The 26,949-nt window shown below is 71.0% G+C and carries 23 protein-coding genes and 2 pseudogenes; 16 read left to right on the top strand and 9 right to left on the bottom strand.

From position 1 onward, the window contains the following. The first annotated feature begins 95 nt into the window (after positions 1 to 95). From scy to ACFU9P_RS14765, 6 genes are all read left to right on the top strand, one after another. Positions 96 to 3,815, top strand: coding sequence for a polarized growth protein Scy (scy, locus tag ACFU9P_RS14790; RefSeq protein WP_376371836.1), 3,720 nt, complete (start codon positions 96 to 98; stop codon positions 3,813 to 3,815). Positions 3,816 to 3,929: 114 nt separating this feature from the next. Further along, on the top strand, positions 3,930 to 4,868 hold the full coding sequence (locus ACFU9P_RS14785) for a cellulose-binding protein (protein WP_376371839.1): 939 nt from the start codon (positions 3,930 to 3,932) through the stop codon (positions 4,866 to 4,868). A 115-nt stretch (positions 4,869 to 4,983) separates the two neighbouring features. Then, positions 4,984 to 6,033 (top strand): ABC transporter ATP-binding protein, encoded by a 1,050-nt coding sequence (locus ACFU9P_RS14780; protein WP_384080399.1) that lies wholly within the window; start codon positions 4,984 to 4,986, stop codon positions 6,031 to 6,033. A gap of 2 nt (positions 6,034 to 6,035) precedes the next feature. Then, entirely contained in the window at positions 6,036 to 6,815 is a 780-nt protein-coding gene (locus tag ACFU9P_RS14775; RefSeq protein ID WP_376371844.1) for an ABC transporter permease subunit, read from the top strand. A gap of 203 nt (positions 6,816 to 7,018) precedes the next feature. Further along, on the top strand, positions 7,019 to 8,230 hold the full coding sequence (locus ACFU9P_RS14770; protein WP_376371847.1) for an ABC transporter ATP-binding protein: 1,212 nt from the start codon (positions 7,019 to 7,021) through the stop codon (positions 8,228 to 8,230). Further along, complete coding sequence (locus tag ACFU9P_RS14765) at positions 8,227 to 9,132, top strand: ABC transporter permease subunit (RefSeq protein WP_384080395.1); 906 nt, start codon at positions 8,227 to 8,229, stop codon at positions 9,130 to 9,132. Before ACFU9P_RS14770 ends, ACFU9P_RS14765 begins: the two co-directional genes overlap by 4 nt. 68 nt (positions 9,133 to 9,200) lie before the next feature. Here the strand turns inward: ACFU9P_RS14765 and ACFU9P_RS14760 are convergent, their stop codons facing one another. Further along, the gene (locus tag ACFU9P_RS14760; RefSeq protein WP_376371853.1) at positions 9,201 to 9,530 is read right to left on the bottom strand and encodes an ATP/GTP-binding protein; all 330 of its coding nucleotides are present in this window, start codon (positions 9,528 to 9,530) and stop codon (positions 9,201 to 9,203) included. A gap of 209 nt (positions 9,531 to 9,739) precedes the next feature. Here ACFU9P_RS14760 and ACFU9P_RS14755 point away from each other — a divergent pair, with 209 nt between their 5' ends. Continuing rightward, positions 9,740 to 10,783: an LLM class flavin-dependent oxidoreductase gene (locus ACFU9P_RS14755; protein WP_384080391.1), complete on the top strand. Its 1,044-nt coding sequence runs from the start codon at positions 9,740 to 9,742 to the stop codon at positions 10,781 to 10,783. Between the two features lie 102 nt (positions 10,784 to 10,885). Here the strand turns inward: ACFU9P_RS14755 and ACFU9P_RS14750 are convergent, their stop codons facing one another. After that, positions 10,886 to 11,278, bottom strand: a complete 393-nt coding sequence (locus tag ACFU9P_RS14750) for an SCO5389 family protein (RefSeq protein ID WP_046509118.1) — start codon at positions 11,276 to 11,278, stop codon at positions 10,886 to 10,888. Between the two features lie 213 nt (positions 11,279 to 11,491). Between ACFU9P_RS14750 and nucS the strand changes: the two genes are divergently transcribed. Further along, the gene (gene nucS / locus ACFU9P_RS14745) at positions 11,492 to 12,163 is read left to right on the top strand and encodes an endonuclease NucS (protein ID WP_376371859.1); all 672 of its coding nucleotides are present in this window, start codon (positions 11,492 to 11,494) and stop codon (positions 12,161 to 12,163) included. 53 nt (positions 12,164 to 12,216) lie between these two features. Here nucS and ACFU9P_RS14740 read toward each other — a convergent pair whose 3' ends face one another. The 3 genes from ACFU9P_RS14740 to ACFU9P_RS14730 form a co-directional block, all read right to left on the bottom strand. Further along, entirely contained in the window at positions 12,217 to 14,838 is a 2,622-nt protein-coding gene (locus ACFU9P_RS14740) for an ATP-binding protein (protein WP_384080386.1), read from the bottom strand. A 328-nt stretch (positions 14,839 to 15,166) separates the two neighbouring features. After that, complete coding sequence (locus ACFU9P_RS14735; protein ID WP_046496099.1) at positions 15,167 to 15,490, bottom strand: STAS domain-containing protein; 324 nt, start codon at positions 15,488 to 15,490, stop codon at positions 15,167 to 15,169. A gap of 188 nt (positions 15,491 to 15,678) precedes the next feature. Next, complete coding sequence (locus tag ACFU9P_RS14730) at positions 15,679 to 16,527, bottom strand: 3-hydroxyacyl-CoA dehydrogenase family protein (RefSeq protein WP_376371865.1); 849 nt, start codon at positions 16,525 to 16,527, stop codon at positions 15,679 to 15,681. A 272-nt stretch (positions 16,528 to 16,799) separates the two neighbouring features. Here ACFU9P_RS14730 and ACFU9P_RS14725 point away from each other — a divergent pair, with 272 nt between their 5' ends. From ACFU9P_RS14725 to ACFU9P_RS14715, 3 genes are all read left to right on the top strand, one after another. Beyond that, a complete protein-coding gene (locus ACFU9P_RS14725; protein WP_384080382.1) occupies positions 16,800 to 17,135 on the top strand; it encodes an ArsR/SmtB family transcription factor in 336 nt (111 codons plus the stop codon). After that, complete coding sequence (locus tag ACFU9P_RS14720) at positions 17,132 to 17,653, top strand: SRPBCC family protein (protein WP_376371871.1); 522 nt, start codon at positions 17,132 to 17,134, stop codon at positions 17,651 to 17,653. Before ACFU9P_RS14725 ends, ACFU9P_RS14720 begins: the two co-directional genes overlap by 4 nt. Before the next feature lie 212 nt (positions 17,654 to 17,865). Further along, positions 17,866 to 18,438: a cob(I)yrinic acid a,c-diamide adenosyltransferase gene (locus ACFU9P_RS14715; RefSeq protein WP_376371874.1), complete on the top strand. Its 573-nt coding sequence runs from the start codon at positions 17,866 to 17,868 to the stop codon at positions 18,436 to 18,438. A 200-nt stretch (positions 18,439 to 18,638) separates the two neighbouring features. On the opposite strand, the gene ACFU9P_RS14710 is transcribed toward ACFU9P_RS14715, so the two are convergent. Next, positions 18,639 to 18,797 (bottom strand): hypothetical protein, encoded by a 159-nt coding sequence (locus ACFU9P_RS14710; protein ID WP_384080377.1) that lies wholly within the window; start codon positions 18,795 to 18,797, stop codon positions 18,639 to 18,641. 369 nt (positions 18,798 to 19,166) lie between these two features. Between ACFU9P_RS14710 and ACFU9P_RS14705 the strand changes: the two genes are divergently transcribed. Continuing rightward, the gene (locus tag ACFU9P_RS14705; RefSeq protein WP_384080374.1) at positions 19,167 to 20,144 is read left to right on the top strand and encodes an SGNH/GDSL hydrolase family protein; all 978 of its coding nucleotides are present in this window, start codon (positions 19,167 to 19,169) and stop codon (positions 20,142 to 20,144) included. A gap of 105 nt (positions 20,145 to 20,249) precedes the next feature. Further along, positions 20,250 to 20,819 (top strand): DinB family protein, encoded by a 570-nt coding sequence (locus tag ACFU9P_RS14700; protein ID WP_384080370.1) that lies wholly within the window; start codon positions 20,250 to 20,252, stop codon positions 20,817 to 20,819. 3 nt (positions 20,820 to 20,822) lie between these two features. On the opposite strand, the gene ACFU9P_RS14695 is transcribed toward ACFU9P_RS14700, so the two are convergent. Beyond that, positions 20,823 to 21,491 carry a class I SAM-dependent methyltransferase gene (locus ACFU9P_RS14695; protein ID WP_384080367.1) on the bottom strand — a complete coding sequence of 223 codons (669 nt, stop codon included), beginning with the start codon at positions 21,489 to 21,491 and terminating at the stop codon, positions 20,823 to 20,825. Positions 21,492 to 21,648: 157 nt separating this feature from the next. Beyond that, entirely contained in the window at positions 21,649 to 21,867 is a 219-nt protein-coding gene (locus ACFU9P_RS14690) for a hypothetical protein (protein ID WP_384080364.1), read from the bottom strand. Between the two features lie 308 nt (positions 21,868 to 22,175). On the opposite strand from ACFU9P_RS14690, the pseudogene ACFU9P_RS14685 reads away from it, so the two are divergent. From ACFU9P_RS14685 to ACFU9P_RS14675, 3 genes and pseudogenes are all read left to right on the top strand, one after another. Continuing rightward, a pseudogene (locus ACFU9P_RS14685) lies at positions 22,176 to 23,371 on the top strand (helix-turn-helix domain-containing protein). 161 nt (positions 23,372 to 23,532) lie between these two features. Then, the gene (locus ACFU9P_RS14680) at positions 23,533 to 23,985 is read left to right on the top strand and encodes a helix-turn-helix domain-containing protein (protein ID WP_384080361.1); all 453 of its coding nucleotides are present in this window, start codon (positions 23,533 to 23,535) and stop codon (positions 23,983 to 23,985) included. Between the two features lie 58 nt (positions 23,986 to 24,043). After that, on the top strand, positions 24,044 to 24,409 hold the full coding sequence (locus ACFU9P_RS14675; RefSeq protein WP_384081008.1) for a DUF4180 domain-containing protein: 366 nt from the start codon (positions 24,044 to 24,046) through the stop codon (positions 24,407 to 24,409). Positions 24,410 to 24,421: 12 nt separating this feature from the next. Here ACFU9P_RS14675 and ACFU9P_RS14670 read toward each other — a convergent pair. After that, positions 24,422 to 26,542 (bottom strand): annotated as a pseudogene (locus ACFU9P_RS14670) (SpoIIE family protein phosphatase); the annotation flags it as partial. Positions 26,543 to 26,949 lie beyond the last annotated feature (407 nt).

Raw genomic sequence — 26,949 nt, 5'->3', positions numbered from 1 at the left:
CCTGCCGTTGATCTGACACCATTCCCCGGGGGGCCGTTCGCCGCGAACGGTGCTCGATTGGGCAGTTGCGACCAGGGGACGGATGGGACCGCGCAGTGCGGGGCTACGAACGCCAGGAGAGCCACCGAGCTGACGACGACCACCTCTCGCGGTTCGAAGCCGAGATGGACCGGCTGAAGACCGCGCGGGAGAAGGCCGTCCAGCACGCCGAGGACCTCGGTTACCAGGTCGAGGTATTGCGCGCCAAGCTCCATGAGGCACGCCGCGCCCTGGCCACCCGTCCGTCGTCCTACGACAACGGCGACCTCGGCTACCAGGCCGAGCAGATGCTCCGTAACGCCCAGATGCAGGCCGAGCAGATGCGCGCGGACGCGGAGCGCGAACTGCGCGAGGCCCGGGCCCAGACGCAGCGGATCCTCCAGGAGCACGCCGAGCACCAGGCCAGACTCCAGGCGGAGCTGCACGCGGAGGCCGTCCAGCGCCGCCAGCGGCTCGACCAGGAGCTGGCGGAGCGCCGCCAGACCGTCGAGTCGCATGTCAACGAGAACGTCGCCTGGGCCGAGCAGCTCCGCGCCCGTACGGAATCCCAGGCCAGGCGGCTGCTGGACGAGTCGCGCGCCGAGGCCGAGGGGTCCCTGGCCGCCGCCCGCGCGGAGGCCGCCCGGGTCACCGAGGAGGCCCGCCGCCGGCTCGGCGAGGCGTCCGAAGCGTCCAGGTCGGAAGCTGAAGCGATACTGCTCCGGGCCCGCAGGGACGCGGAACGGCTGCTGAACGCGGCGTCCGCGCAGGCGCAGGAGGCCGCCGGCCACGCCGAGCAGTTGCGTACGTCCACGACCGCCGAGGCCGACCAGGTCCGCCAGCAGGCCGCCGAGCTGGGCCGGGCCGCCGAGCAGCGGATGAGCGAGGCGCAGGAGCGGCTGCGGGAGGCCCGCGCGGAGGCCGAGAAGGTCGTCGCGGAGGCCAAGGAGGCCGCGGCCAAGCGGCTGGCCGGGGTCGAGTCGCAGAACGAGCAGCGCACCCGTACGGCCAAGTCGGAGATCGCCCGGCTGGTCGGCGAGGCCACCCAGGACGCCGAGGCCACCAAGGCGGAGGCCGAGCAGGCGCTCGCCGACGCCCGCGCCGAGGCCGAGAAGCTGGTCGCGGAGGCCGCCGAGAAGGCCCGTACCGTCGCCGCCGAGGACACCGCGGCCCAGCTCGCCAAGGCGGCCCGTACCGCCGAGGAGGTGCTGACCAAGGCCTCCGACGACGCCAAGGCCACCACCAGGTCCGCGGGCGAGGAGGCCGAGCGGATCCGCCGGGAGGCCGAGGCCGAGGCGGACCGGCTGCGCAACGAGGCGGCCGAGCAGGCCGACCAGCTCAAGGGCGCAGCCAAGGACGACACCAAGGAGTACCGCGCCAAGACCGTCGAGCTTCAGGAGGAGGCGCGCAGGCTGCGCGGCGAGGCCGAGCAGCTCCGGTCCGAGGCGGTCGCCGAGGGCGAGCGGATCCGCGGCGAGGCCCGCAGGGAGGCCGTCCAGCAGATCGAGGAGGCGGCCAGGTCCGCCGAGGAGCTGCTGACCAAGGCCAAGGCGGACGCCGACGAGCTGCGCTCCGGTGCCACCGCCGAGAGCGAGCGGGTCCGTACGGAGGCCATCGAGCGGGCCACCACGCTGCGCCGGCAGGCCGAGGAGACCCTGGAGCGCACCCGCGCCGAGGCGGACCGGCTGCGCGCCGAGGGCGAGGAGCAGGCCGAGGCCACGAAGGCCGCCGCCGAACAGGCCGCGGCCGAGCTGCGCGAGGAGACCGAGCGCGGGATCGAGGCCCGCAAGGACGAGGCCTCCGACGAGCTGACCCGGCTGCACACCGAGGCGGAGCAGCGGCTCGCCTCAGCCGAGGAGGCACTCACCGACGCGCGCGCCGAGTCGGAGCGGATCAGGCGGGAGGCCGCGGAGGAGTCCGAGCGGCTGCGCGCCGAGTCCGCGGAGCGGGTCCGTACGCTCCAGGCGCAGGCCGAGCAGGAGGCCGGGCGGCTCCGCAACGAGGCCGCGTCCGACGCCTCGCAGTACCGCGCCGAGGCGGAGGCCGCGGCGGTACGGCTGCGTACGGAAGCGGCCACGGAGGCCGAGCGGCTCAAGACGGAGGCGCAGGAGACCGCCGACCGGATGCGGGCCGAGGCGGCCGCCGCCGCGGAGCGGGTCGGCGCCGAGGCAGCCGAGGCACTGGCCGCCGCCCAGGAGGAGGCGAGCCGGCGCCGCCGCGAGGCCGAGGAGACCCTGACGGCCGCCCGCGCGGAGGCGGACCAGGAGCGCGAGCGCGCCCGCGAGCAGAGCGAGGAGCTGCTGTCCTCGGCGCGCACCCGGGTCGAGGAGGCGCAGGCCGAGGCGCACCGGCTGGTCTCCGAGGCGGACTACCGCGCCACGGAGCTGGTGGCCGCCGCCGAGCAGACCGCCCAGCAGGTACGGGACTCCGTGGCCGGTCTCCAGGACCAGGCAGAGCAGGAGATCGCCGGGCTGCGCTCCGCCGCCGAGCACGCGGCCGAGCGTACGAAGACGGAGGCGCAGGAGGAGGCCGACCGGGTCCGCGCGGACGCGTACGCGGAGCGGGAGCGGGCCTCGGAGGACGCGAGCCGGATCCGGGCCAGGGCCCAGGAGGAGGCCGACGCCGCGCAGTCCCTGGCCGAGCGGACCGTGGGCGACGCGATCTCGGAGGCGGAGCGGATGCGCTCCGACACCGCGGAGTACGCGCAGCGGGTACGGACCGAGGCGTCGGACTCACTGGCGGCGGCCGAGCGGGACGCGGCCCGCGCCCGCGCCGAGGCCCGGGAGGACGCGAACCGTATCCGCGGCGACGCCGCCGGACAGGCCGACCGGCTCATCGCGGAGGCCACCGGCGAGTCGGAGCGTATGCGCGCCGAGGCCGCCGAGACGGTGGGCGCCGCGCAGCAGGCCGCCGAGCGGCTGCGGGTCGAGGCTGACAGGTTCAAGGCGGACACCGAGGCCGCCGCGGAGCGGCTCAGGAACGAGGCCCAGGAGGAGACGGACTGGCTCCTGGACGAGGCGCGCAAGGACGCGGCCAAGCGCCGCTCCGACGCGGCCGAGCAGGCCGACCAGCTCATCAACAAGGCGCAGGAGGAGGCGCTGCGCGCCGCCACCGAGGCCGAGAAGCAGGCCGACACGATGGTGGGCGCGGCCCGCAAGGAGGCCGGCCGGATCACCGCGGACGCGACGGTCGAGGGCAACTCCCTGGTGGAGAAGGCCCGTACGGACGCGGACGAGCTGCTCGTCGGCGCGCGCCGGGACGCGACGGCCATCCGCGACCGTGCGGAGGAGCTGCGGGTCCGGGTCGAGAGCGAGATCGAGCAGCTCCATGAGCGGGCCCGCCGGGAGACCTCGGAGCAGCTCAAGACCGTCGGTGAGCGCGTCGACAATCTGATGAAGGCCGCCAACGAGCAGCGGGCCGAGGCCGAGGCGAAGGCCAAGGCCCTGGTCGCCGACGCCGGTTCGGAGGCGAGCCGGGTCCGGATCGCCGCGGTCAAGAAGGCCGAGGGCCTGCTCAAGGAAGCCGAGCAGAAGAAGGCCGAACTGATCGCGGAGGGCCAGAAGTTGCGCGCGGAAGCCGACCGGGAGGCCCGGCGTACGGTCGACGACGGCAAGCGCGAACTCGATGTCCTGGTGCGCCGCCGCGAGGACATCCAGGCCGAAATCTCCCGCGTCCAGGATGTACTCGAAGCTTTGGAGTCGTTTGAGGCACCCGCCGGTCCTGCGAAGGACACCCAGGTCAAGGCGGGCGCCGCGGCGGGAACCACCCGGACGAGTGGCAAGTCTTCCGACGGCTAGCCACTCAAAAGGCTGGACATTCTCCAGATCAAACCTGCATCCGCTCGATGACACGCCGCAAAGGCCCCTAGGATTCCCTCTATCACCTCACCGGTCTCATTCGACAGGAACCCCATGAGCGACACTTCCTCCCCATTCGGCTTCGAGCTCGTGCGGCGTGGTTACGACCGCGGTCAGGTGGACGACCGCATTACCAAACTCGTCGCCGACCGTGACAGTGCTCTGGCCCGCATCACCGCGCTGGAGAAGCGCATCGAGGAGCTCCACCTCGAAACGCAGAACGCCCAGGCCCAGGTCCCGGACGCGGAGCCGTCGTACGCCGGACTCGGCGCCCGGGTCGAGAAGATCCTCCGCCTCGCCGAGGAGGAGGCGAAGGACCTGCGCGAGGAGGCCAGGCGCGCGGCGGAGCAGCACCGCGAGCTGGCCGAGTCGGCGGCCCAGCAGGTGCGCAACGACGCCGAGGCGTTCGCGTCGGAGCGCAAGGCCAAGGCCGAGGACGAGGGCGTCCGTATCGTCGAGAAGGCGAAGGGTGACGCCGCGACCCTGCGTTCGGAGGCGCAGAAGGACGCGCAGTCCAAGCGCGAGGAGGCCGACGCGCTCTTCGAGGAGACCCGCGCCAAGGCCGCCCAGGCCGCCGCGGACTTCGAGACGAACCTGGCCAAGCGCCGCGAGCAGTCGGAGCGGGACCTGGCGTCGCGTCAGGCCAAGGCCGAGAAGCGTCTGGCGGAGATCGAGCACCGCGCCGAGCAGCTCCGTCTGGAGGCCGAGAAGCTGCGTACGGACGCGGAGCGCAGGGCCCGGCAGACCGTCGAGACGGCGCAGCGCCAGTCCGAGGACATCGTGGCCGACGCGAACGCCAAGGCCGACCGGATCCGCAGCGAATCGGAGCGCGAGCTGGCGGCGCTCACCAACCGCCGCGACTCGATCAACGCGCAGCTCACCAACGTCCGCGAGATGCTGGCCACGCTGACCGGTGCCGCGGTGGCCGCCGCGAGCAGCCCGGCCGACGACGAGCCGATCTCCCGTGGGGTGCCGGCCCAGCAGACCCGCTGAGCCGTTCGAATCGCGTAACGATCGCATAAGCCCCCTGCCACTTCGGTGGCAGGGGGCTTCGCGCACCCTTAGGTTGTCCGCATGATCGGGGTGTACAGATGATCGAGGTTTGCGGATGATCGAGGTCGAGGGGCTCACCAAGCACTTCGGCCGCAAGGTGGCGGTCGACGGTCTCTCCTTCCAGGTGCGGCCCGGTGTGGTGACGGGATTCCTGGGCCCCAACGGCGCGGGCAAGTCGACCACGATGCGGATGATGCTCGATCTGGACGTGCCGACCAGCGGGTCGGTCAGGATCGACGGCAGGCGGTACCGCGAGCTGGCGGAGCCCCTCACGCACATCGGGGCGCTGCTGGAGGCCAAGGCCATGCACGGCGGCCGGAGCGCCTACAACAATCTGCTGTGCCTGGCACAGAGCAACCGCATTCCCGCGAGCCGCGTGGACGAGGTCCTCGACATGGTCGGGCTGACCGCGGTGGCGCGGAAGAAGTCCAAGAGCTTCTCCCTCGGTATGGGGCAGCGGCTGGGCATCGCCTCCGCGCTGCTCGGCGATCCCGAGATCCTGATGTTCGACGAGCCGGTCAACGGTCTCGACCCCGAGGGCATCCACTGGATCCGTACGCTGATGAAGGCGCTCGCCAACGACGGCAGGACGGTCTTCGTCTCCAGCCATCTCATGAGCGAAATGGCCCTGACCGCCGACCACTTGATCGTGATCGGGCAGGGCAGGCTGCTCGCGGACACCTCGATGGCGGCCTTCATCCACGAGAACTCCCGCAGCTATGCCCGGGTGCGCTCACCGCAGGCGGAGCGGCTCAAGGACGTCCTGCACGAGGCGGGCTTCACCCCGGCCGAGACCGAGGGCGGGGTGCTGGAGGTCGACGGGGCGTCCACGGAGGAGCTGGGCGAGCTGGCCGCGCGCCACCAGCTCGTCCTGCATGAGCTGAGCGCACAGCGCGCCTCGCTCGAAGAAGCGTTTATGCGGATGACGGCCGAGTCGGTCGAGTACCACGCCCACGCGGGCCCCGAGCCCGGGAGCGGTCCGGGCGCACCGGCAGCTCCGGGCGCACCGGCCGCGCCGTACGAACACGACAGGCAGGACGGGCAGGCCGGGCAGGACGAGCCCGACGGGCAGCGCGGCCACGACCACCAGGGCAAGGAAGTCTGACCATGGCATCGGTACCCGCCGTCCTCCGCTCCGAGTGGACCAAGATCCGTACGGTCTCCTCCACCACCTGGACCCTGATCAGCGCCCTGGTCGTGACCGTGGCCCTGGGCGCGGCCCTGTCCGCCCTGCTGAACTCCACCTTCGACGAGCTGCCCGCCCCGCAGCAGGCCACCTTCGACCCGACCTTCACCAGCTTCTCCGGGATGACCCTCGGCCAGCTCGCGATGGTGGTCTTCGGGGTGCTGGTGGTCGGCTCCGAGTACAGCTCCGGCATGATCCGTACCTCCCTGGCCGCCGTGCCCCGGCGGGGCACGTTCCTGTTCTCCAAGGTCCTGGTGGCCGGGGTGCTGGCGCTGGTGGTGGGTCTGGTCACCGGCTTCGTGTCGTTCTTCCTCGGGCAGGCGCTGCTCGGGGACCACAGCACCACCATCGGCGCGCCGAACGTGCTGCGTGCGGTGATCGGCAGCGGTCTGTACATGGCGCTGATCGCCCTTTTCTCGATGGGCGTGGCGGCGATGCTGCGCAGTTCGATGCTGTCGCTCGGCATTCTGATGCCGTTCTTCTTCCTGGTCTCGCAGATCCTCGCGGCGGTGCCGGTCGCCAAGGAGGTCGCCCATTACTTCCCCGACCGGGCGGGCTCCCGGATCATGCAGGTGCTGCCCAACGCCATGAATTCCGAGGAGACGCCCTATGGACCGTGGGGCGGGCTCGGGATCATGGTGCTCTGGGTGGCGGCGGCGCTCGTGGGCGGCTTTCTCGTACTGAGGAAGCGGGACGCGTAGTCCGGGAAGCCGGGCCGCCCGGCTTGCGAAAGCGGACGCGTGACCCGGGGAAAAGGGTCGCGTGGCCAGTTCGTCACCGACTCTCCGCCTGAACGACTTCGCGGGAACCGTCAAGGCACGGATATCCTCCTAACCCTTACGGGGGTTTTCGGCCGCGAAGGTCACTGCCCCGAAGACCTGACCTGATCCGATGGGGCTGGAGAATGATCGAGGCAGTCGGCCTGACGAAGCGCTACGGCGCCAAGACAGCCGTGTACAACCTTTCCTTCCAGGTACGGCCAGGCTCGGTGACCGGGTTCCTGGGCCCCAACGGTTCCGGCAAGTCGACCACCATGCGCATGATCGTCGGACTCGACCAGCCGACGGCCGGCCGTGTCACGGTCGGCGGCCACCCCTTCCGGCAGCTCCCTAACGCACCCCGCCAGGTGGGCGCGCTGCTCGACGCCAAGGCCGTGCACGGCGGGCGCAGCGCCCGCAACCATCTGCTCTCGCTGGCACAGCTCTCCGGCATACCGGCGACGAGGGTCGACGAGGTGCTCGGGGTCGTCGGCCTCCAGGATGTGGCCAGAAAGCGTTCCAAAGGTTTCTCGCTCGGCATGGGCCAGCGGCTGGGGATCGCGGCGGCGCTGCTCGGCGACCCGCAGGTGCTGCTCTTCGACGAGCCGGTCAACGGCCTCGACCCCGAGGGCATCCTCTGGGTCCGCAATCTGATGAAGCAGCTCGCCGCCGAGGGCCGTACGGTCTTTGTCTCCTCCCACCTGATGAGCGAGATGGCGCTGACCGCGGACCATCTCATCGTGATCGGGCGCGGTCAGCTTCTCGCCGATATGAATATCAAGGACTTCATCTCGGCCAACTCCGCGGACTTCGCACGGGTGCGCACCCCGCAGGGCGAGGCCGAGCAGCGGGAGAAGCTGATGTCCGCGCTCACCGAGGCGGGCGGGCAGGTGCTCTCCGAGCCGGACGGAGCCCTGCGGATCACCGGTCTCGCGCTGCCGAGGATCAGCGATCTGGCGCACGCGGCGGATGTACGGCTCTGGGAGCTGTCCCCGCACCAGGCCTCGCTGGAGGAGGCGTACATGCGGATGACACAGAGCGCGGTGGACTACCGCTCGACGGCCGACGAGCTGGCGGGCTTCCAGCAGCCGGCCGGCTTCGGACCGGAGTACGGATACGGTCCCGGGCAGCCGGGCCAGGGGTACGGGCAGCCGGTCGTCCCGGAGGTGCCGCAGCAGGGCTGGTATCCCCCGCCGCCGCCCGGCGCCAATCCGTACGCGAGTGACGCCCCGGCGGCCTCTCCCGCGGCCCCGGCCGCTCAGCCGGCCCCTGCCACCGCCCCGGCCGCTCCCCCGGCTTCTCCCCCGGCCGTGGACACCACCAAGCGCGACAGCGACAGCAGCGAGGACACCCAGTGACGACCCCGCCGACCCCGCCGAACCCGTACCAGCAGGTCCCGCCGGGGGCCGCCCAGGCCGCCGCTCAGCAGCCCGCCCCCTGGCAGCAGGGTCCCGTCGTCGGATACACCTCGCCGATCCCGGCCCGCCGGGCCCATTTCGGCGACGCCCTCGCCTCGGAGTGGACCAAGCTCCGGTCCGTACGGTCCACGATGTGGACGCTCGGCGTCATGATCGCGCTGATGCTGGGCGTGGGGATCCTCACCGCGGTGGTGGTCGCCGCCTCGGACGCCCCGGTCACCGATGGCGAGTCCATGCTGGCCCTCGGCTTCTTCGGGGTGCTGCTCGGCTCGCTGTGCGTGATGACGCTGGGCGTGATGTCCATCGCCTCGGAGTACGGCACGGGCATGATCCGTACGACCCTGACCGCCTGCCCCAGCCGGGTACGCGTGCTCACCGCCAAGGCGGTCGTCTTCTTCGTCCTGGTCTTCGTGATCACGGCGCTGACCACGATGACCGTGGCCGCGGTCCAGGCCGCGATCGTGGACGCGCCCTCGCAGGACGGCGGGCTCTGGTTCCGGGCGACGGTCGGCGTGAGCATCTATGTGGCCACGCTCGGGCTGCTGGCCATGGCCGTCGGCGCGCTGGTCAGGCACTCGGCGGGCGCGATCACGGTCATGATCGGGCTGGTCCTGCTGCCGCTCGTGCTGGCGATATTCATGTTCGCGGATTCGCTGAGCGCGCTGCGGGACGGCCTGCTCGAATACTCGATCCCGAACCAGCTCTCGGTCTTCTACACGGACAGCGCCGGTATCGCGAGCCCTACCGGTCCGCGCGGCTGGGAGCCGCTGTGGATCCTGGTGGTGGTGACGGCCGTCGCGATGGCCGGCGCCTGCTTCGCCCTCGAAAAGCGCGACGTCTAGACGTAGCCGCGACCGTCCAGCCGCGACGTCCGGCCCGCGCCGCGCGTACCGTACCGGCTCGGCCCGGCTCAGTACTTCGGTGCGTTACGGGACCGCTGCACCCGCGAGGTGCGGCGGTCCTTTGCGCTCCAGCAGGAGCGGTGCCAGTGCCGCCGGTCGTCCACCCCGCCGTACTCGGGCCAGGCCACCACATGCGGGACCGCGGACGGGATCTCCTGGTCGCAGCCCGGGCAGCGGTAGCGCTTCCCCTCAGCGCTCGCGCCGGCGACATGCCGTACCGACCACTCCTCGCCCTGCCAGGACTCCGACCGCTGGAAGCCGCCGTACCGGTCCCCCGCCTCACCGGCTCGCTCGGTCGGTTTCTCGCCGCCTCGGGGGCGGTTGCGGCGCGGGGACACAGGACACCTCACGGGGCAGACAGCACGGTTCCACTCCAGCGTACGGCCCGTACCACCGGGCAGACGTCCCGTGCGGCACAAGAGGCGCCGGTTCACAGGCCCGACTCAAGGGACAATCGCATAATTTTCGCGGGCGGCCGTGCCCTTGGCACGTGTCAGGCGTTGTTGCCACTAGGGGAGTCGCGTCGGCCGCAAGGAGGCAGAAGGCGATGCGTGTTGGAGCTTTTGTACTGTCCGCTCAGTTCCCTGGTCAGGGACAGGGAGAGGCGCTGAACCGGGCCGTGCGCACCGCCGAGCTGGCCGAGGTGTCCGGGCTCGACGCGGTCTGGCTCGCCGAGCACCACTTCGTACCGTACGGGGTGTGTCCGTCGGCCGTGACCCTGGCCGCGCTGCTCCTCGGCCGTACCGACCACATCCGGGTGGGCACGGCCGTCAGCGTGTTGCCGAACGTGCATCCGGTGGCCCTCGGCGAGCAGGCCGCCCTGCTGCATCTTGTGTCGGGCGGGCGGTTCAGTCTGGGGGTGGGCAGGGGCGGCCCCTGGATCGATCTGGAGGTCTTCGGCTCCGGACTGGCCGCGTACGAGCGGGAGTTCCCCGAATCCCTCGCCCTGCTGCTGCGCTGGCTGCGCGAGCCGCGCGTCTCGGCCTCGGGCGAGCGGTTCCGGTTCCGCGAAGTCCCCGTCGTACCACGGGCGGACGAGCTGATCGACACGGCGGGAGTCGACGCCCCGGGACCCGAGGTGGTGATCGCCTGCACCTCGCCGAAGACGGTGAGGCTGGCCGCCGAGCACGGGCTGCCGATGCTGCTGGGGATGCACTGCGGCGACGAGGAGAAGGCGGAGATGGTCGCGCTCTGGCGGTCGCACGCGCGCGAAGCCGGCCTGGGCGCCGAGGAGATCGAGTCCGCCGCGCATGTGTCGGCCGGGGTGGCGCAGATCGCGGACGGCCGGGCCGAGGCGGTTGAGACGCTGGTCAAGGCGATGCCGGGCTGGCTGAGGCAGGGGCTGGGCGCGCATGTCACCGTCGACGGCAGGCCGCGCTCGATGCGGGACCCGCTGGAGTACACCGAACTGCTCTGCGCGCTGCATCCGGTGGGACCGCCCCGACTGGCCGTGGACCGGCTGGCGGCGACGGCGGAGCGTACGGGCATCACCCGCTTCGCGCTGCTCGTAGAGGGCTCGGGCGATCTGGCGGCGACGGAGGAGAACATACAGCGGCTGGGTACGGAGGTGCTGCCGCTGCTCGGCCCATGAACCGCCCTCGTACCGCCCCCGCGAGGGTCTCCGGCCCCGCTCGAACTGCTGCCGCTCCTGCACCCACGACACCTCCCCGGTGCGGAGCGGCAGCAAGGGACGTCAGCAGTCGCGCAGTTCGGGAGACTGGTTGAGCAACTGGGCCCTGACCGAGGTGAATCGGGCCAGCCGCTCATCGACCGAGGTGTCCAACGGGAACACCGCGACCCGGTGACAGTTCTGGAACGCGATACGCACCCCGAAGTGCCGCTGCAGCGTCCCGCGAATGGCGTCACTCGCGAGCGCGCGCAGTAGCTGACCACGTGCCTGCTCGTCCGGCGGGGGCGTCTGGTTGTCGGCGAACTGTCCACCGTCCACCTTGAGCTCGGCCACCAGAGAACTGATCATCTCCCATGCGTAGGGCAGGGAGGTCCGGACGCAGTCGACGAAAGCCGCTTCGTCGACCTCGCCTCGCTCGGCCTGATCCAACAGTGCCGGTGAGACGTCGAGCGACATGGGTTCTCCTCTCGCGACCCCGGAAGCGGGGCCTTACGGGCAGGGAAGGAGGCGACGACGACGCAGCGTGCACGACCGGCGACCTCCTGCTTCCACGTTAGGCGTGTGGTGGTGACGGCACCAGGAGAATGGGAACACAACCGGCCAATAACGAACGGGAGGCTTCCGGGGCGAATCGCGCGCGGCCTCGCCGGTCGAGTAGCGTTGCCGACCATGCGTCTCGTCATCGCCCGCTGCTCCGTCGACTACGCGGGCCGGCTCACCGCCCATCTCCCCTCCGCTCCCCGTCTCATCCTGGTCAAGGCCGACGGCAGTGTCTCGGTCCACGCCGACGACCGGGCGTACAAACCTCTCAACTGGATGTCGCCGCCCTGCACCCTCAAAGAAGGTGCTGATGACGAAGCCGGTGTGTGGACGGTCATCAACAAAGCGGGCGAGAAATTGATCATCACCATGGAGGAGGTCCTGCATGACTCCTCGCATGAGCTGGGTGTGGACCCGGGCCTCATCAAGGACGGTGTGGAGGCCCATCTCCAGGAGCTGCTCGCCGACCGGATCGAGACACTGGGCGAGGGATACAGCCTGATCCGCCGCGAGTACCCGACAGCGATCGGCCCGGTGGACATCCTGTGCCGGGACGCGGACGGCGGGACCGTGGCGGTGGAGATCAAGCGGCGCGGCGAGATCGACGGGGTCGAGCAGCTCACCCGCTATCTCGAACTGCTCAACCGCGATCCCCATCTCGCGCCGGTGAAGGGCGTGTTCGCGGCGCAGGAGATCAAGCCGCAGGCACGGGTGCTGGCGACGGACCGCGGGATCGGCTGTGTCGTGCTGGACTACGACGGGATGCGCGGTATCGAGGACGACAAGCTCCGCCTCTTCTGATCCGTACGGCTGTGTGGGGAGCCGGTGCCCGAGGGCGCCGGCTCCCCGCAGTGCTAGATCGGGGAGGAGCTGGGCTCAGGCTCCGTCGCTCCCGCGCTGAGGCTGGGGAACGTGCCGCTGGATGTGGTGGTGGGCTCCGACGGGGACGACTCGCTCTCCGAAGGAGTCGGCGTGTCCGAGGGTGTCGGCTCCGAGGCCGACGGTGAATCGGACGGTTCCGTCGGGGGCTTCGGCGGTCGGCTGCTGCTGGTCGGCGGTACGGGCGGCCTGCCCGGCGCCGAGGACGTACCGCCGCCCGAGGACGAGCCGCCACCGCCCGGGTCGGACGGGCTGTCCGGGGCCGAGGCCGTGCCGGACGGGGTGGCGCTGTCCGTCGGGCTCGCGGCCGGGCCGCCCTGTTCCGTACGGCCGGAGCCGGGCCGGTGCGTCGAGACATCGGCGGGCTGGTCGGCCGGCAGACCGCCGTCGTCGCCCTCGTCCGGGTCGAAGGCCGGCTCCGACTGGTACGGGTCGGGCTGCGTGGGATCGCCACCGGAGGTCGCGCCCAGCGTCACCACCGTGCCCAGGACGGCCGCGAGCACCGCGCCCGCGCCCGCCGCGACCAGATTGCGCCGGGCACCGCGCAGCGCCGGACGGCGGCCGTGCGCCGGAGACTTGCCGGTGGGGTGCGGGCCCGGCGGAGGTGTGTCGCGCCGGGTGACCAGGGGCGTACCGGCCCCGGCGAGCCCCTGCGGGGCCGGAGTGCCCAGCGCCGGAGTGGAGGTGAGCGGCGAGGGCTCCTCGTACCGTACGGGCAGCTCGCCCGCGGGCGTACGACCGCCGGAGGCCGCGGCCTCGCGGTCCGCGACGAGGGCCAGCGCCCTGCGTCCCGCGACCGTGCCGGCCTTGTCGGCGACGGCGCCCCGCATCCCGATCGACGCCTCCAGCTCGGCGCGGGCCCGGTCCGGGTTCCCGACGCAGAGCGCGAGCACGCCCAACTCGTGGTGGAAATAAGCTTCTTCGGCGACCTCTCCGGCAAGCCTGGCGGCCTCGGAGCCGGCGCGCAGGGCCCGTTCCCAGGCGCCCCAGTGCAGCCCGGCGAGGAACGCGGGCGCGGCGCTGCGCGCCAGCAGCACCGCGGCGCTCGGATGTCCCGACTCCTGCCCGGGCACCAGCGGGCCCAGCGCGGCGAGGATGGCGTCGGCCTCGGCGACGGCCCGTTCGGGGGTGACCGAGGGGTGACCGGTCCACCAGGCGTAGTGCTGGGCCGCGGTGTGCGCGTGGGCCACGGCGTCGTCGCCGTACCCCTTGGCTTCGAGCTGCGCGACGACTCCGGCGGCGAGCCGGTAGCGCCCGCCGACCGGGGTGAGGAGTCCGCAGCTCATCAACTCGCCGAGCGCGGCGTCCGCGTGGGTGTCGCCCACCAGCGCCGGAAGGTGCGCCTGGTGCGGCACCTCACCGCCGAGCGCGACGGCGAAGCGCAGGGTCGCGCGGGCCGCCTCGCTGAGCCGGGAGGCGAGCAGGGCGGCGGGCGCGGCGCCCTCGCCGAGGCTGGGCAGGGGTATGTCGTATCCGTCGGGGGTGCTCACCGGGGTCTCGGTGATGGCCCGTTCGAAGGGCTCGAACTCGTCGAAGGCTCCGGGGCCGCCGCGCAACTGGTCGCGCTGCCGCAGCAGCGCCCCCGCCTGGACGAAGCGCAGGGGCAGGCCCTCGGACTCGAACCAGAGGTCGCCCGCCCAGTTCGCCTCTTCGTCGGTGAGGGGGCGTTCGACGGCGCGCTCCAGCAGTTCGAGCGAGGTGCCGCGGCCGAGCCCGCCGAGCGCGACCTCGTCCAGCCGCGCGTCGGCGGAGGGTGCTTCGGCGCCGGGGACCGGGGCGAGGAGATAGGCGCACTCGGGGGTGGCGTCGAGCAGTTCGTCGAGCGCTTCGCCGCCCAGCTCCAGATCGTCGAGGACGACCACCGCGCCGATCCCGGCGACCAGTTCGAGCAGTCCGGCGCGGTCCGGCCGGCAGAGCGTGGCCTTGTATACGGCCGCGTACAGCTCGTACAGCAGCTCGGTGGCCGTCCGGTGGTGCCCGGAGAGCCGTACGACTCCGTCGGGCGCGAGGTTCAGGCAGTCCGCGGCGACGGCTTCGAGCAGTGCGGTACGGCCGGAGCCCGCGGGCCCGGTCAGATATACGGAGCGGCCCCGGCCCAGCAGCCCGCGCAGCTCGGTCCGTTCCTCCGCGCGCTCCAGCAGCGGCAGCGGCGGCGCGGCGGGCCCGGGCGGTACGGGAGGACGCCCCGCGCGCTGGAGGGCGGCGCGCTCCTCGGCGCTGCGCCTGGCCGGGGCAGGGGGCCGTCTGCCCGGCGGGCACAGCTCGATCTCACTGCCGTCGACGGGGTTGACGGTCAACAGGAGGTCGCCGGAGATCAGCTCGACCGTGCGGACGGGCACGGGTGTGGGTCCGGCGCCCTTGAGGTGTGCCAGGGCGGGGGTGACCGCGGCAGGAGGAGGGGTACGCGTGGGTGCGAGGGCCGCGGTGATGGCGGGGGTGATCTCGACGCGCGGCGGACGCGGCGCTTCGGCGCCCTCGCTCTCGCCCTCGGCGGCGCTCGCGTACCGCTGCTCCTCGTACCGCTCGTCGTCGTACCGCTCGTCGTCGCGCTGGTCGTCGTGGCCGAAATCTTTCGGTCCCCGGCTCATCGGGTCCATGGTGAAAAGCCCCCCAGATCGTGGCGTGCCGCTGCCCCCGGCCTCGCACGCCCATCTGTCGGTTCCGGTCCGGTGCCTGCTCCATGGGTCGGTCGTCGGCAGACGCGCCGACCCTAGACCTCTGGACATTATCCGTGAACAGCCGGGGTACCGCGGCGTCCAAGACATCACGGTCTTATGAGGATTGTGCGATGTGGCTGGTTTCCAGCAGATCTGGCGGGGCGGAGGCAGCGGCCGACCACGCAAGGACCGAGTCGGCCGAGTAAGGACAGAGTCGGCCAACGGTACGGACGCGGGCCGCCGAGGTGCGGACGCACGGGCGGCCGGGTCAGACCCGCGGCAGTGATTCCGCGGCGATTCCGCCCTCGATGGCGAGAATGCGGTGCAGCCGTGTGGCCACGAGCAGGCGCTGCATCTGCGGCGGAACGCCGCGCAGCACAAGCCTCCGGCCACACCGCCCCGCGCGTCGGTGGGCTCCCATGATGACGCCGAGTCCCGTGGCGTCCCAGGAGTCCAGTTCGGTCAGGTCGAGCACCAGATCGCCGACTCCGTCGTCGACGGCCGAGTGCAGGACCGTACGGGCGTCCGCCGCGCTGCGAACGTCGAGGCGGCCCCCGACGACCAGCTCGGCGTGGTCGCCCCTGATGTGCATATGCGCTCCCCGAGAGTGCTTCCGTGCTCCGTTGTGTTCTGTCTGCTGTGTTTTCTATGTATTCCAACAACTGACTGCCGCACGGGCGGAGAAGTTGCCGTCTGTAAGCGAACCGATACCAAAATCACCCCGTGGGGTGATACCGGAGCGGCGTGACGCGGCTCAGCGCCCGGCTCTCGGCTCCCCGCTCAGTGTTTGTAGAACCCCTGCCCGCTCTTGCGGCCGATGTCACCCGCGTCCACCATCCGGCGCATCAGCTCCGGCGGGGCGAACTTCTCGTCCTGCGACTCGGCGTAGATGTTGTCGGTCGCGTGGAGAAGGATGTCGACCCCGGTCAGATCGGCGGTGGCGAGCGGCCCCATGGCGTGGCCGAACCCCAGCTTGCAGGCGATGTCGATGTCCTCGGCGGTCGCGACGCCCGACTCGTACAGCTTCGCCGCCTCGACGACGAGCGCGGAGATCAGCCGGGTCGTCACGAAGCCCGCCACATCGCGGTTGACGACGATGCAGGTCTTGCCCACCGACTCGGCGAACTCCCGTGCCGTGGCGAGGGTTTCGTCGCTGGTCTTGTAGCCGCGCACCAGCTCGCAGAGCCGCATCATCGGTACGGGCGAGAAGAAGTGCGTACCGACGACGCGCTCCGGGCGCCCGGTCACCGCCGCGATCTTGGTGATCGGGATGGCGGAGGTGTTGGAGGCGAGGACGGCGTCGTCCCGTACGAGCTTGTCGAGCGACCGGAAGATCTCGTGCTTGACGTCCAGCTTCTCGAAGACGGCCTCGACGACGATGTCCGCGTCGGCGACGGCGTCCAGATCGGTGGTCGTGGTGATCCGGGCGAGGGCCGCGTCCGCGTCGGCCTCTTCGAGCGTGCCTTTGTTGACGAACCGGGCGTACGAGGCCTTGACGCTGTCGATCCCCCGGGCCAGCGCCGCGTCGGTGACATCGCGCAGGACGACGTCCCAGCCGGCCTGGGCCGAGACCTGCGCGATCCCGGACCCCATGAGTCCGGCCCCGATGACGGCGAGCTTCCTGGCCACGTCACACCCCACGATTCTTCTTCGGATCCGGTTCGGCTCTGGTGCGGCTTTAACGCGTGTTTACATTGCGCGCTCTGCGGAGGTTAGCGGGCGTGAAGGCGCATGTGACAGCGAAGAGATGCGCGTCACGCCCCGGATGACGGACATCACACCGGGACGGTCCATCGGAGGCCGTGGGCAGCGCACTTGAGGGCCTCCGAGGGCCGTGGGGCGCCCTGGACGGCGATGCGCCAGGCTTTACATGTGACCTTCTGGTCACCTATTCTGGATCCGTGAGCGACGACGACCGGAGCGATGACGACCGGGTCTTCAAGGCGCTGGCCGATCCGACCCGCCGTTTTCTGCTGGACCTGCTCTTCGCGCGCGACGGACGCACGCTGAGCGAGCTGGAGTCCGAGCTGGAGATGACGCGGTACGGAGCGATGAAGCACCTGAAGGTGCTTGAGGAGGCAGGGCTAGTCATCACACGCAGATCGGGCCGGGAGAAGCACCACTTCCTGAACCCGGTGCCGATCCGGCTGATCCACGACCGGTGGATCGACAAGTACACCGAGCGCCAGGTGTCGGCGCTCACCGAGCTGAAGCACAAGCTGGAGGGGAACACATGACCACTGCCACGAGCACGACCACTGCCACGGCCGAGTCGACCAGGACGGTCCAGGTCCACCGGATCTACATCAGGGCGACGGCGCAGGCCGTCTGGGACGCGATCACGAGTCCCGACTGGAACGGCAAGTACGGGTACGGCTGCGCCAGCGAGTTCGACCTGCGCCCTGGCGGTGCGTACCGCTCGCTGTCCAGCGACGAGATGCGGGCGCACGGCGCGCCGGAGCAGATCATCGAGGGCGAGGTCGTCGAGGCCGAGGCGCCGCACCGGCTCGTCCAGACGTACCGGATGCTCTTCACGCCCGAGCTGGCGGCCGAACCGTACACGCGCCTGACGTACGAGATCGAGGAGGAGCCGTACGGAGGCGTCGTCAAGCTCACCGTGACGCACGATGTCACCGGTGCGCCGGCGCACGCGGCCCAGGTCGCGGGCGAGATCAAGGAGACGGGCGGCGGCTGGGCGATGCTGCTCAGCGACCTCAAGTCGCTGCTGGAGACGGGGAAGACGATGGCGGGCTGAGACCCGAGGGAAGCTGGGGGCCGGTGGGCCGGGGCCTTTGGGGGCGCCGGCCTTTCGGCTTGTGCGGGCGTGGGGGGCGTGTGCGGGTGTACGGGCTTGTGCGGTCGTACGGTTCGTACGGTGACGCCTCGGCCGGGGCGGGCCGCAGCCTGAGCCGCGAAGGTCGGCCGGGAGATCAGCCGGGACCCGGGCCGGGGGCCTAGGCTGGCCGTATGGTCAATCTGACGCGTATCTACACCCGCACCGGCGACAAGGGCACGACCGCCCTCGGGGACATGAGCCGTACCGCCAAGACCGACCTGCGGATCGCCGCGTACGCCGACGCCAACGAGGCCAACGCCGTCATCGGCACCGCGATCGCGCTCGGCGCGCTCCCCGAAGAGCTGGTCAAGGTCCTCGTCCGGGTCCAGAACGACCTCTTCGACGTGGGCGCGGACCTGTCGACACCGGTGATCGAGAAGCCCGAATACCCGCCGCTGCGCGTCGAGCAGCCGTACATCGACAAGCTGGAGGCGGACTGCGACCGCTTCCTGGAGCGGCTCGACAAGCTCCGCAGCTTCATCCTCCCCGGCGGCACCCCGGGCGCGGCCCTGCTGCACCAGGCCTGCACGGTCGTACGCCGCGCGGAGCGCTCCACCTGGGCGGCGCTGGAGGTGCACGGCGAGACCATGAACGCCCTGACGGCGACCTATCTGAACCGGCTCTCCGACCTGCTCTTCATCCTGGCCCGCGTGGCGAACAAGGAGGTCGGGGACGTGCTGTGGGTGCCGGGCGGCGAGCGCTGACGTACCGCCTGTTTCACCGGCGGGCGACCGCGAGTTCGGCTGCCGGATCGACGAACGTACAGCCGCGCAGTTCCATGGCGAGCTGGGAGGCGATCACCCAGCGGATCCCGTGGTCGCCACAGGCCTTGACGACGTCCTCGACGGGCCCGTACGTCGCCGAACTCGGGCCGCCCCTGCCCCGGCCGGTACAGCGCCCGGGTTCACAGCACGCCCTCCTCGTCGCGGTCGATGCTGTGCTCGTCGACGTACGCGATGCCCCGGCCGCCGGACCGGCCCGTCACCGGGGGCACGCACAGGGGCCGTTCCGCGCTCCAGGCGGTGATGTACGGGACGAGGCCCGTGGCCCGCGTTCCGCACACGACTGAACGCAACTCCCGAACAACGTGGCGGCTTTCCCCCTGACGCGGAGAGCCGCCACGCTCGTACCCCGGGCCGAGGGCCAAGGGTGATTGGCGATGGGCGGGGCCATCGATGATCACAAACAGGACAGCCACCGAGAATCACTCAACAGGCCGGGACCGTGCGGGCCGATCATGGTCTGCTCCACATCGCACAAATCAGCGCCCGAGTCCGTCACATAGCGGACGTGACCGGTCGGTACCCGGAGCCCGCCCCGCTCACGGTCCGGATTTCATGATCGATAGTGACCGTCCGTATTGGATCTAGTGCACGGAGTAACGTTCTCTCTACGGTCATGGCGTCAGCAACGCCGTATCCCTGGAGGATTCGTGGCAAGTGTCCGTACTCGACTCGCCGTACTGGGTTCCGCCGTGGCTCTCGCCGCATGCGCCCAAGTCCCCGTGCAACTCGCCGACGCGGCCCCGGCGGCCGCCGCGGCGAGCTACGACTGGGTCGCCCTGGGCGACTCGTACACCGCCGGGGTCATCCCGGCCGCGGGCGACACCTTCGAAGTGCCCCGTGACGGCTGCGAGCGTACCGACCGGTCCTATCCGCAGGTCATCGACCGCGACCTCGGCGGACTGTTCGACCTGACCAACGTGAGCTGCGGGGCCGCCACCATCGAGGACGTCACCTCCAAGGCCCAGGAGCCGATCGGGCGTCACCTGCCGCCCTTCGCCGAGGACCCGGACTACCCCTTCCCGCCGGTACCTCCCCAGTCCGAGGCGGTGGGCCCCGGCACCGATGTGGTCACCGTCGGGGTGGGCGGCAACACCCTCGGGTTCGGCGACATCGTCTTCAAGTGCCTGGAACTGGGCTCGGGCAGCGGGGGCGCGGGGACCCCGTGCAAGGACGAGCTGGCCGACGGCATCCCCGGCAGGCTGGCCAAGGTGAGCCGCGACTACGACGAGATGCTGGCCACGCTCCACAAGCGCGCCCCGAAGGCCAAGATCCTGGCCGTCGGCTACCCCACGATCGTCCCCAACGACACGTCCAAGTGCCGGTACAACGACTGGGGACAGTTCGGCCCGGTCACCCAGGGCGACCTGGACTGGCTGCGCCAGGACGTCCTGGAACCCCTCAACGAGGCCATCGAGAAGTCGGCCGGCACCCACGACGACGCCCGCTTCGTCAACCTCTACGACTCCACCCGGGACCACAGCGTCTGCGACACCGGCAAGTGGGTGGAGGGCATCTTCACCAGCTTCCCCGACCAGCCGGCCCTCGTACACCCCAACGCCAGGGGCCACCGGAACGCCGCCGAACAGGTCGAAACGGCAATCCTGAACGCTGTGGGCGTGAACTGACCCACACCCAGGACGCAAAGAACCGCCTCCGGCCCGACAGCCGGAGGCGGTTCCTGCAACGCAATGCACTGGCGAGCCCGGGCCCTCGCGGCCGAACATGGGCGCATGAGTGACCAGAGTGATCAACCGGCGCGATGGACCCAGGCAACCGTCTACCCCGACATGTGGGCCGACCCGGACGACGACCCCCGTAACAGGGACGGAGCCAGTCCGGACGGCGAGCTTGCGACGCTGCTGGACTTTCTGGCGGACTACCGCTTGACCCTGCGGATGAAGTGCGAGGGCCTGGACGCGGAGCAATTGGCCCGCCGGTCGGTTCCGCCGTCGACGATGTCGCTGCTCGGTCTGGTCCGGCACCTCGTCGAGGTCGAACGGGACTGGCGCAACTGGATCAGCGACGGTGATCCGCTGCCCAAGCTGTACGGCGAGCGTGACGCGGACTTCAACGGAGCCATCGCCGACCAGACCGTGGTCGACGCCGCGTACGCCGACCTGGAGCGCGAACAGACCGCGACCGACGCCGCGTTGGCCGAGCACCCGGATCTGAGCGAGCGTGTGGGGAAGGACGGGATCGCGGTCCGGGAGCTGATGGTGCACAGGATCGAGGAGTACGCCCGCCACTGCGGACACGCCGACCTGCTGCGCGAGTGCGTCGACGGACGGGTGGGCCAGTAACCCCTACGCGGGGATGCGGGCGCGGACCATCAGCGTGCCGACGTCGGCCGGGTCGGGGGCCGCGAGGACTTGCGCGTCGACGTCGGTGAAGCCCTGGCGCTTGAGGAGGTCGGCCCACCAGTCCGGGGCGTACGACCAGCGCACAAGCGGCAGTTTGCGGCCGGCGAGGCCATTGCCGTACATCGGCTGCGGGCCCTCGTACCCCTCGATCGGTTCGGCCTGGGAGAAGGCGAGAATGCCGCCCGGGTTGAGGCGCTTGGCGACGAGCGGGATCAGATCGGCGGGGTCGGTGAACCAGATCGCGCCCCAGATGGAGAAGACGGTGTCGTACGTCGTGTCCGTACGCGTGAGGTGGTCGCAGGCCTCGGCGTGGACGAAGGCCAGCCCCGGCGTGCCGTCCCACCAGCGGCGGGCGCGGGCGATCTGCGCGGCGGAGAAGTCGAGCGCGGTCACCAGAACGCCGGTACGGGCGAGCTGCACGGCCTCCTTGCCCTCGGCCGAGCCCAACTCCAGCGCGGTCCGAGGGCTGCCCAGGAACTCCGCACCCGGGCCGTGCCCGTCGTACTGGGTCCAGGCGAACACGTCCGCCTCCGGCGCCTGTTGCTCGCCGTCGCCGCGATGGGGCTTGTAGCCGTCCCAGTACTCGGGCAGATTGGCCGACTCGCGGGGCATGCGCTTCCTCCGGGAAGGGTCCTACGGACTGGACACCGTACCCAGCAGTCCCGTACGCCACGACGGGATCACGCCTTTCGCCCGAATGCCGGCAGTGCACGCACCAGGGCCCGGCAGCACAGCGGCTGCCGGGCCCCGACCGGACCGAGCCGGCGAGTCAGTGGCAGTCCTCCCCGGGGCGACAAGGACCGCACTTGGCGTAATCCCGCTCCCACAGCTTCCAGTCGACCGCGAAGCCATTGTCGGCGATGATCCGCGCCGTGCGCTCCACCGAGCCGTCGTACTTGAACTCGATCTCAGGGATGTGCTCCAGGAAACGGCCGTCGAACTGCTCGTGGCACCACTCGCGATAGTTCCTGGTGTCCAGGATGAACACGTGCACCGCGGTGTCAGCCAGCCGACCGCAGCACATCCCCAGGCCCTGGCCCCACGGTCCCAGACCTCGGGCTTCACGAAGTCCCGCGGGTCACGGACCTTGGTCTCGACTGCTGTTGCCATGCTGTCCTCCATGGTCGGGGCCCCGCCCCCCAGAGCGGAGCCGCACCTCCAGAAGACCGGTCACCGGCCACCGCCAGTGATCGACTGCGGCTTCCCGCATCGCATGTGCAGATCCCGCACACATGTACGTAATGTCAGGCTCCGCCTACCGTGGGTGGACGGCACGCCTGCCATCCGGGGAGCCCGATGAGCACCGATCCGCTGTGGAGCACCAGCCAGGTCCGTACGCTCGTTGATCACCACGACCCCGGCGGACTCGTCCGGGTGGGGCGACAGACCCGCGGCTGGCGCCAAGCAGACCTGGGCGCACGCATTGGTTGCTCCGCCTCGACCGTCTCCCGCCTTGAGCGACACGGCCGACACTCCGACCTGGCACTCCTCCAGGACGCCGCCCGCGAGGTTGGTGTTCCGGCGCATGTCCTTGTGGCGTCACTCGGGTTAAGGCCCCCACCAGCCAATAGAGTTGCGCCGCAAAAAACGCGCTTGCCAGCATGCCCGGCCCCACCGGTTCACAGATTCCGCTCGACACCAGGCTCGCGACCGCGCGCCACCACTTCGACGTCGGCCAGAACGCCAAACTCCTCCAAGTGCTGCCTGGCCTGCTCGCCGACGCCCATCATGCCGCCCATGGTCGGCAGGAGATGCCTGTCGCCCGGCTGTCGTCGGCCTACAGCCTCGCCTCCCAGGTCCTGACAAAGATCGGGCGGTACGACCAGTCCCGGCTGGCCGCCGACCGCGCCACGGTGTACGCGGAGCTGTCCGGCTCCCCGCTCGTCGCCGCCGCGGCGGCACGCGAGCTGAGCATCGTACTGCGCCACCAGGACCAGTCCGCCGCCGCGCAGCGGCATATCCTGGACGCCGTCGCTCGGGTGGAAGCTACGGGTCTCCGCACCGACGCGCAGGCCTCCGCCTATGCGCAAATGCTGTGCACCACCTCCTACACCGCGGCGGTCGCCGGCGACCGGGACCAGGCCCTGACCATGATCGGCGAAGCCACCCGAGCCGCCCGCGGTCTTCCTGACGGAGCGCCGGACGGCCGACTGTTCCCGCTGACCCCGGCCGCCGTCGATCTGTACGCCGTCGGTGTCCACTGGGCGCTGGGGGACGCCGGCTCCGCACTGGAAGTCGGCCGCGGGCTGCACGAAGGTCAGTTCAAGACGCCCGAGCGGAAAGGTCGCATGCACACCGACCTCGGCCGAGCCTGGTGGCAACGCGCCAAGCCGGAGCAGACGGCGGCAGAGCTGCTCTCCGCGGTTCGCGTCTCGCCCGGCGAAGTGCGCGACCGTCCGGCGATCCGGAAAATCGTCGCCGAACTGCGCTCCCGGCATCCTCGGACGGCGGGGGTACGCGAACTCGTCGCCGCCACCGGTACCAGCGCCTGACGGGCGGCAGGCCCGCCCGGGTCGCCGCACCCATTGCCACCCCGACTTGCCTCGCCCACGGTCACTGAGCTTGGCGGGTTTCACGCCAGAAGGTCACCCACTCCCTTTCCTTCCCCATCCTGACCCATTAGGTGTTACCTTGAGGAAGGAAAGGGAGTGGTGTGCTCGGAGGGCAAGGTTCGGTGCGCGAGTTCTATTCGGTGGAGCAGGTGGCCGGGCTGCTGGATCTGCATGTCAAGACCGTGCGGGGTTATGTACGGGACGGGCGGCTCAAGGCGACGCGGGTGGGGAAGCAGTACCGGATCGCCCGGGAGGACCTGGAGGCGTTCACCGGGAGTCCGGTGCCTCCGCCCGTGCGGCGGACTCGGTATGCCGAGGTGTCCAGCATCGTGCAGATCGATGCCATCAGTCCCGAGGCGATGACCAGGCTGACCAACACCGTCATGGCTCTCGCCCTCAGCCGCGACGGCAGTCAGGGCAGCGGTGACCGTCTGCGGGTCGAGACCGTGTACGACGAGGAGCGGGCCACCCTCAAGATCATTGTCCTGGGTGCTCTGGACACCACCGCCGACCTGCTGAAGGTCATCAACACCCTTCACACACAGCCGGAATGAGAAAGGGACACCGCCCGTGCCTGACGTACTCCAGCATCTCGACGGCACCCCCGTCCTCATGTGCGCGCCCGACGGGCCTCCGCTCGGTGATGAGCGGGCCGCGACCGATGTGATCGGCGAGGGGATGTATCACGGCGCCGTCTGGGCCGTGGTGCCGGTCGCGCGGTTCACGGACGACTTCTTCCGGCTGAGCACCCGGCTCGCCGGCGAGATCGTCCAGAAGTTCGCCAACTACCGCCTGAAGCTTGCCATCGTGGGCGACATCACCTCGTACACCGAAGCCAGCACCGCGCTGCGCGACTTCGTCCGTGAGAGCAATCGTGGCACCCAGCTCTGGTTCGTGCCCGACACCGAAGCCCTCCGTGTACGCCTCGCCCCGCCGAGCGCACCGGCCACGTACCCGTCCACGCACTCGGCCCCGTAAGCGGGCGATCTTCATCAGCAGCAGCGCGATGTCGTCGCCGCCCCGGGAGGACTGGCGGGCCCGGCCGGCGCAGCGGACAAGGGTCTTCGCGAGTGCGTCCAGGGGCTCCGGGGCCTCTTCCGCCAGCCTGGCGGCGAGTTCCCCGATGGCCGTCTCCAGATCCGTGCCGGGTGCTTCGACGAGACCGTCGGTGTAGAGCGCGAGTACGGCGCCGGGGGGCAGCGGCACTTCGACGGTCCGGTACTCGGCCTCCGGCTCGATGCCGAGCAGAAGCCCGTTCGGTACGTCCAGGATCTCCGTACGCCCGTCGGGATGGCGCAGTACGGGCGGCAGGTGGCCGGCGGACGCGATGCGGGCCCGGTTGTGCCGCAGGTCGAGATGGGCGTACAGGCAGCTTGTGAACAGGCTCGAACTCAGGTCGATCAGCAGGCGGTTGGTGCGCGCGAGCACCTCGTCCGGCGGCGCGCCCGCGCTCGCGTGGGTGTGGACGGCCGTGCGGACCTGCCCCATGAGAGCGGCGGCGTTCACATTGTGGCCCTGTACGTCGCCGATGACGGCCGCGGCCGAGGTGTCGTCCAGCCGGATCAGGTCGTAGAAGTCGCCGCCGATGTCCATGCCGCGGGTCGCCGGGAGATAGCGGGCGGCGACTTCGAGGCCGGGGATCCGCGGCAGGTCGTGCGGCAGCAGCGCGGCCTGGAGACCCCGCGCGACCTGGTTCTCGGTGTCGAAGAGACGGGCCCGCTCCAGCGCCTGCGCCATCACTCCGCCCAGCGAGGTGAGACCGGCGCGCTCCTGCGGCGAGAAGGGGTGCGGCTGGTCGTACCCGAGGACGCAGCAGCCGATCGTACGGCCGGAGGCGAACAGCGGCAGATAGGCGAAAGCGGCCATTTTCCGGTACAGCTCGATGTGCGGATAGGTGCGCCGCAGCTCCTCGTTGTTCGCGTAGAACGCGGGGGCGCCGGTCGCGATGGCCCGCAGGCTCGCGCCCTCCGCGGTCAGGGGGAGGCCGTCGAAGTACTCCGCGACTCCCGACGGGAAGCCGCGGGCGGCGACGACCCGGATCCTTCCCTCGTCGGCGGTGAGCACCGCCAGCCCTTGGACGTTGATGACGGGCATGATCTGGCGAGTGACCGCCTCGGCGACGTCCTTGACCCCCACGGCCTCGGTCAGGGCCGTGGACAGGTGCAGCAGATGGAACAGGGCGCCCGGGCGGGCCTGCGCCGTGACCGGCGGGGTCAGGAACGGCTCGCGGTCGTGACCGGGTGGATCAGTGGGCGTGATGCGGACGCTGATGCCCGTGCAGTCGGGGTAGAGGGTGAAGGCCAGCCAGTGGTCGGGGGGCCGCAGGGCGACGAAGGGGGTGGGGAGCCGGCTGAACAGCGCCGCCAGGTACGAGTTCTCGTACACCGGGTCGTTCAGCCACGGCAGGGCTTCCCAGGGCCTCGCCCCCAGCAGGTCGCGGTGGCCGCGGCCCAGCAGCTCGGCGGCCTTGCCGTTGAGGAATGTCATACGGCCTTCGAGGTCCAGCGCGCAGACGCCCTCCGGAAAGCGTTCCGTCAGCTCGGCTCCGGGCTGTTCGTGCCGGGTGGGCGGCGGGTCCACGATGCGCAGATCCGTGGGCCGCAGCGGATGCCCGTCGTCCGCGGCCAGCCGCAGGAGGCGGCTGAGCCGGTGGCGGACGTCGTTGGTCACCCGTGCCTCCCGGCGCGACAGCTCGGGAGCGTGCGTACCGGGCCATATCTGGAGCACGGCGCCCCAGCGGGTGGTGCCTGACGTCAGGGGTACGACGCTCAGGGCGACGTGGTACGGCAGTGCGAGCGCGGTACGGGGAAAACGGTGCGCCAGCTCCGTATGGCTCGCCACCCACACGTGCCGGCCCTCGCGCACCGCCTCGGCCACCGGCACGGGCGCGGCCAGTGCCACCCGGGTCCATGGACTGGCCACGTGCCGTGACACGCCGGTCACCACGACCATGCGCAGCACCTGGTCCTCCGGGATCAGCAGATACACGGCGCCGATGTGCGCACCGGTGTCCCGCACCAACCCCGCCAGGACGCGCTCCACCTCTTCCGCGGTGCGGTCGTCTCCGTACGGACTGTCACCGTACGCTCCGTGCCCTCCCGGCTCTCCCACGTCTATGCCGCCCCGGGCGACGCGGCGGGCGCCGGGCTCTGTCGTCGACGGGGGCGCTGTCCGGCGGCGGTCCGGGGGCACTGCCGGGTGCCCCGGACGCATCGAACATCGTGCATATGTGGACAATAGCGCCCGAATAGGCTATTGACACCCCAGGGTGGCGCGTGTGGGGCTTACTGGCTACGGATCGTGACGGCCGGGGGGCGGCGGCGGATGCCTTCCCGGCGCCTTCGAGACGTTCCCGCAGGCCGGAGGGTGACGGGCCGGATTGCTGTTGGACCGGGCTGCTGATAGACCGGAGTGCTGACGGGGAGCGGAGGGCTGACGGGGAGCGGAGGGCCCGTTGCCGATCGCCTCGCCGAGCGGTGAGGCTGTGGCCGATCGGACTGTGGGCATGGCCAGTCGGC

This window comes from Streptomyces sp. NPDC057617, from assembly GCF_042800555.1.
Taxonomy (GTDB): Bacteria; Actinomycetota; Actinomycetes; order Streptomycetales; family Streptomycetaceae; genus Streptomyces.
The sequence above is the reverse complement of the archived record's forward strand: the minus strand, read 5'-3'. Positions and strand labels throughout refer to the sequence as shown.

Bases quoted from the DNA above. Each gene is read 5' to 3' on its own strand.
- ACFU9P_RS14785 (WP_376371839.1), top strand. From the start codon at position 3,930: ATGAGCGACACTTCCTCCCCATTCGGCTTCGAGCTCGTGCGGCGTGGT.
- ACFU9P_RS14780 (WP_384080399.1), top strand. From the start codon at position 4,984: ATGATCGAGGTCGAGGGGCTCACCAAGCACTTCGGCCGCAAGGTGGCG.
- ACFU9P_RS14775 (WP_376371844.1), top strand. From the start codon at position 6,036: ATGGCATCGGTACCCGCCGTCCTCCGCTCCGAGTGGACCAAGATCCGT.
- ACFU9P_RS14770 (WP_376371847.1), top strand. From the start codon at position 7,019: ATGATCGAGGCAGTCGGCCTGACGAAGCGCTACGGCGCCAAGACAGCC.
- ACFU9P_RS14755 (WP_384080391.1), top strand. From the start codon at position 9,740: ATGCGTGTTGGAGCTTTTGTACTGTCCGCTCAGTTCCCTGGTCAGGGA.
- ACFU9P_RS14750 (WP_046509118.1), bottom strand. From the start codon at position 11,278: ATGTCGCTCGACGTCTCACCGGCACTGTTGGATCAGGCCGAGCGAGGC.
- nucS (WP_376371859.1), top strand. From the start codon at position 11,492: ATGCGTCTCGTCATCGCCCGCTGCTCCGTCGACTACGCGGGCCGGCTC.
- ACFU9P_RS14740 (WP_384080386.1), bottom strand. From the start codon at position 14,838: ATGGACCCGATGAGCCGGGGACCGAAAGATTTCGGCCACGACGACCAG.
- ACFU9P_RS14735 (WP_046496099.1), bottom strand. From the start codon at position 15,490: ATGCACATCAGGGGCGACCACGCCGAGCTGGTCGTCGGGGGCCGCCTC.
- ACFU9P_RS14720 (WP_376371871.1), top strand. From the start codon at position 17,132: ATGACCACTGCCACGAGCACGACCACTGCCACGGCCGAGTCGACCAGG.
- ACFU9P_RS14715 (WP_376371874.1), top strand. From the start codon at position 17,866: ATGGTCAATCTGACGCGTATCTACACCCGCACCGGCGACAAGGGCACG.
- ACFU9P_RS14700 (WP_384080370.1), top strand. From the start codon at position 20,250: ATGAGTGACCAGAGTGATCAACCGGCGCGATGGACCCAGGCAACCGTC.
- ACFU9P_RS14695 (WP_384080367.1), bottom strand. From the start codon at position 21,491: ATGCCCCGCGAGTCGGCCAATCTGCCCGAGTACTGGGACGGCTACAAG.
- ACFU9P_RS14675 (WP_384081008.1), top strand. From the start codon at position 24,044: ATGTGCGCGCCCGACGGGCCTCCGCTCGGTGATGAGCGGGCCGCGACC.